Source organism: Mesorhizobium sp. M7A.F.Ca.CA.002.09.1.1 (genome assembly GCF_003998555.1).
Classification (GTDB): Bacteria; Pseudomonadota; Alphaproteobacteria; order Rhizobiales; family Rhizobiaceae; genus Mesorhizobium; species Mesorhizobium ciceri.
In genome coordinates this window covers 1-4,365 of record NZ_RZRR01000465.1, presented here as the reverse complement: position 1 = coordinate 4,365, position 4,365 = coordinate 1, and the positions used below count along the sequence as shown (strand labels likewise).

Genomic DNA, 4,365 nt, shown 5'->3' with positions numbered 1-4,365 from the left:
TGCTGACGACCGATCTCGCGCTGCGGGTCGATCCGGCCTACGAGAAGATCTCGCGGCGCTTCCATGAGCATCCGGACCAGTTCGCCGACGCCTTTGCCCGCGCATGGTTCAAGCTGACCCATCGCGACATGGGTCCGGTCGTTCGCTATCTCGGCCCGCTCGTGCCCAAGGAAGAACTGATCTGGCAGGATCCGATCCCCGCGGTCGACCACGAACTGGTCGGCGAGCAGGACATTGCGTCGCTGAAGGCGAAGATCCTGGCATCGGGCCTGTCGGTTTCCGAATTGGTCTCGACGGCGTGGGCCTCGGCCTCGACGTTCCGCAATTCCGACAAGCGCGGTGGTGCCAATGGTGCACGCATCCGGCTGGCGCCGCAGAAGGATTGGGAGGTTAACCAGCCGGCGGAACTGTCGAAGGTGCTGGCCAGGCTGGAAGCCATCCAGAAGGAGTTCAACGCGGCACAGACCGGCGGGAAAAAGATCTCGCTGGCCGACCTCATCGTTCTCGGCGGTGTCGCCGCTGTCGAGAAGGCGGCGAAGGATGGCGGCCACGAGGCCAAGGTGCCGTTCACGCCGGGTCGCATGGATGCTTCGCAGGAACAGACGGATGTCCATTCCTTTGCCGCGCTCGAGCCGAAAGTCGATGGCTTCCGCAACTATGTCAGGGGCAAGCAGCCGATGTCGGTCGAAGCCATGCTGGTCGACCGGGCGCAATTGCTGTCGCTGACCGCACCCGAAATGACGGTGCTGGTCGGCGGTCTTCGTGTGCTCGGCGCCAACACGGCCAACTCGAAGCACGGCGTGTTCACCGACCGGCCGGGTACGTTGACCAACGACTTCTTCGTCAACCTGCTCAGCATGAACACGGTCTGGGATCCGGCCGCCGGCTCCGACGAAGTCTACGAGGCGCGTGACCGCAAGACCAAGGCGGTCAAGTGGACCGGCACCCGTGCCGACCTGATCTTCGGCTCGCACGCCCAATTGCGCGCGCTTGCCGAGGTCTACGGGTCGGCGGACGCCAAGGCGAAATTCACCAGGGATTTCGTTGCGGCATGGACCAAGGTGATGAACGCCGACCGCTTCGACATCGCCTGAGATCGCTAAAGGTGCTCCGGCGCGGCCGCGCCGGATCGCCGGTCCTCCCAAGGACACAACGCCAGGGCCGCGTTTCCAGTGATGGGAGCGCGGCCTTTGTCGTATGGGGCCGCGCTTTGGTGGACCGTGCCTCCCTGGTCAAGCATGCTATTTTGTGGGCATCGCGTCTGCACCGGTGCACCATGATCGAAATCGTCAAACCCGCGTTCGAACATCTGCCGTCCTACAAGGCGGCACTCGAACGCGGCTGGTCGCCGGACAATGTGCGATTGCTGGAAGCGACGCGCGAGCAGCTTGCGGCAATCGAAAGGGATCCCGTGGCTTTTCTCGCCGACCTCGATGATCCCCAGGCCAGGGGCGGTCCGATCACCTTGCCTGACGGCAAAAAGGTGCCGCGCCTGCCAGGCTTCCGCCGCTGGATCTGGGACGGCGAGGCGTCGGGCTCGATCGGCTTTCGCTGGCAGAAGGGTACGTCGGACCTGCCGCCGCATGTGCTCGGCCATATCGGCTATGCGGTGGTGCCGTGGAAGCGGCGGCGCGGCTACGCTACACAGGCGCTGCGCCTGATGCTGGAGGAGGCGAGGGCGGTCGGCCTGGCTCACGTCGAGATCACCGCCAAACCGGGCAATCCGGCCTCGCACAAGGTGATCCTGGCCAATGGCGGCAAGCTCGTCGAACGCTTTTTCGAGGACGCCGCCTATGGCGGAGCGGAAAGTTTGCGGTTCCGGATCGAGCTGTAGGATGTATCTCAACCATGCTCATCGGCGCACAGCGCATGATCCGACAGCGCGCGGATGACGTAGCAGTCGCCGACCGTCTGGCCATTGCAGCACGTGGCGATGCGTTCGAGCTCGGCCTCGAGCCGCTTCAACTGGGCAATCTTTTCCCGCACCGAGATCAGTTGCTCCTCGGCGATCTTGTCGGCGTGGCCGCAGGGTTGCTCGGGGTGGCCGCTCAAATCGATCAGAGAGCGGATGTCCTCGACGGCGAAACCGAGATCGCGGGCGTGGCGGATGAAGGCCAACCGCTCCAGCTCCTGCCTGGAATAGCGGCGCTGGTTGCCTTCCGAGCGCTCGGGTGCGGCAACAAGGCCCATCTGCTCGTAGTAGCGGATGGTCGGCACCTTGACCCCGGTGCGGCGCGAGAGATCACCGATCGAAAACATGAATTGCCTCTTGAAGCTCTAGTGACTAGAGCAATTACAGTGCCTGACATCAGCGTTCAAGACCCATGCGGCGACGCCGCGCGGGCAAGACAGACAGGTGATGTGATGACGGCGCCCCTCGACCAGGTAAAAATCAGGCAGACGCGGTTCAAGATCGGCGGCATGGATTGCGCCTCTTGCGCAACCAAGATCGATACGGCGGTGCGTCGCCTAGACGGCGTCGCCGATGTCTCGGTTTCGGTGACCGGTGCCAGCATGACGGTCAGCCATGGCGGCGCGTTGCCGGAAGGCAGGGTGCTGCAGCAGGTGGCTCGGCTCGGCTACGGCATCGTCAGGGCAGAGGCACATGTATCGCCGATGTCAGACAAGGCGCACGCCGATCACGTCCACAATGACCATGAAGGCCACGATCATGCGAGCCACGATCCCGATCCCGATCATGGCCATTCCGAGACGGGGCAGGCGTGGTGGCGTTCCCGCCGGGCGGTGCTGACGCTCGCCTGCGCGGCAGCGCTTCTCGCCGCATACGGCATCGGCCATCTGTTCCCGGTGGCGGAACGCGGGGTGTTCCTGGCCGCGCTGTTGGTCGGCCTGGTGCCGATCGCACGGCGCGCGCTGATGGCGGCATTGGCCGGCACGCCGTTTTCGATCGAGATGCTGATGACCATCGCGGCGATAGGCGCCGTGATGATCGGTGCCACTGAAGAGGCCGCCGCCGTGGTGGTGCTCTTCCTGATCGGCGAGCTTCTGGAGGGTGTCGCCGCCGGCCGGGCGCGGGCGAGCATCCAGGGACTTGCCGATCTGGTGCCGAAGACGGCCTTGGTCGAGCGCGCAGGCGGCACATCGGAGTGTCCCGCCGAAGACCTTGCGGTCGGCGACATCATCCTGGTGCGGCCGGGCGCCCGCATCCCGGCCGATGGCGAGATCATCGAGGGCGCGAGCGAAATCGACGAGGCGCCGGTGACCGGCGAGAGCACGCCGAAGCGCAAGGGCGTTGCGGACGCCGTCTTTGCCGGCACGATCAGCACCGATGGCGTGCTCAAGGTGCGGGTGACGGCGGCCGCTTCCGACAACACCATCGCCCGAATCGTGCGGCTGGTGGAGGAGGCGCAGGAGGCCAAGGCGCCGACAGAGCGCTTCATCGACCGCTTCTCGCGCACCTACACGCCGGCGGTGCTGGCGGTCGGTGCGCTGGTGGCATTGTTGCCGCCGCTGCTTGCCGGCGGCGACTGGAACGAATGGATCTACAAGGGCTTGGCGATCCTGCTGATCGGCTGCCCCTGCGCGCTGGTCATCTCGACCCCGGCGGCGATCGCCGCGGGCCTTGCGACCGGTGCGCGGCGTGGCCTATTGATGAAAGGCGGTGCGGTGCTGGAAGGCTTTCGCCGGATCACGGCGGTCGCCTTCGACAAGACCGGTACGCTGACCGCAGGCAAGCCTGCCGTCACCGACATCGTGGCGTATGGAAGGGATGAACGCACCGTGCTGGCGCTGGCGGCAGCACTGGAGCAGGGCTCCAGCCATCCGTTGGCGATGGCGATCCTGGACCGGGCCAAGGCCGACAAGGCGCCGGTGCCGCCGGCTCTCGCGGCGAAGGCAATCTCGGGCAAGGGTGTCGAGGGCAGCGTTGGCGGCGTCGCCGTCTTCCTCGGCTCCGGCCAGGCGGCGGGCGAACGCGCCGACATGACGCAAGCGCAGCGCCTCGCCGTCGACAGCCTCAACGGCCAGGGCAAGACGGTGTCAGTGCTGGTCGCCGATGGCGTGGTGGCCGGGCTGATTGCCATGCGCGACGAGCCGCGGCCGGATGCTGCGGCCGGGATCGCGGCGCTGAAGGCCGAGAGCATCCGCGCGGTGATGCTGACCGGCGACAACCGCCGCACGGCGCAAGCCATCGCCGCTTCGCTCGGCATCGAGGCGCGAGCGGAGCTGTTGCCCCAGGACAAGCAGCGCATCGTCGGCGAATTGCAGCGCGAGGGTTTCAAGGTCGCCAAGGTCGGTGACGGCATCAACGACGCGCCGGCGCTCGCGGCCGCCGACATTGGCATTGCCATGGGCGGCGGCACCGACGTGGCGCTGGAGACCGCGGACGCGGCGATCCTGCACGGC

The 4,365-nt window shown here is 66.3% G+C and carries 4 protein-coding genes; 3 read left to right on the top strand and 1 reads right to left on the bottom strand.

Annotated elements, in window-relative coordinates:
• Together EN994_RS19795 and EN994_RS19790 are read left to right on the top strand one after the other, a co-directional pair.
• Positions 1 to 1,094: peroxidase family protein (locus tag EN994_RS19795; RefSeq protein WP_348631681.1), on the top strand; the 1,094-nt coding region annotated here is incomplete at its 5' end.
• A gap of 182 nt (positions 1,095 to 1,276) precedes the next feature.
• The gene (locus EN994_RS19790) at positions 1,277 to 1,834 is read left to right on the top strand and encodes a GNAT family N-acetyltransferase (protein ID WP_013530142.1); all 558 of its coding nucleotides are present in this window, start codon (positions 1,277 to 1,279) and stop codon (positions 1,832 to 1,834) included.
• An 8-nt stretch (positions 1,835 to 1,842) separates the two neighbouring features.
• On the opposite strand, the gene EN994_RS19785 is transcribed toward EN994_RS19790, so the two are convergent.
• Positions 1,843 to 2,259: a helix-turn-helix domain-containing protein gene (locus EN994_RS19785; RefSeq protein WP_013530143.1), complete on the bottom strand. Its 417-nt coding sequence runs from the start codon at positions 2,257 to 2,259 to the stop codon at positions 1,843 to 1,845.
• A 105-nt stretch (positions 2,260 to 2,364) separates the two neighbouring features.
• On the opposite strand from EN994_RS19785, the gene EN994_RS19780 reads away from it, so the two are divergent.
• Positions 2,365 to 4,365: heavy metal translocating P-type ATPase (locus EN994_RS19780; RefSeq protein WP_127307740.1), on the top strand; the 2,001-nt coding region annotated here is incomplete at its 3' end.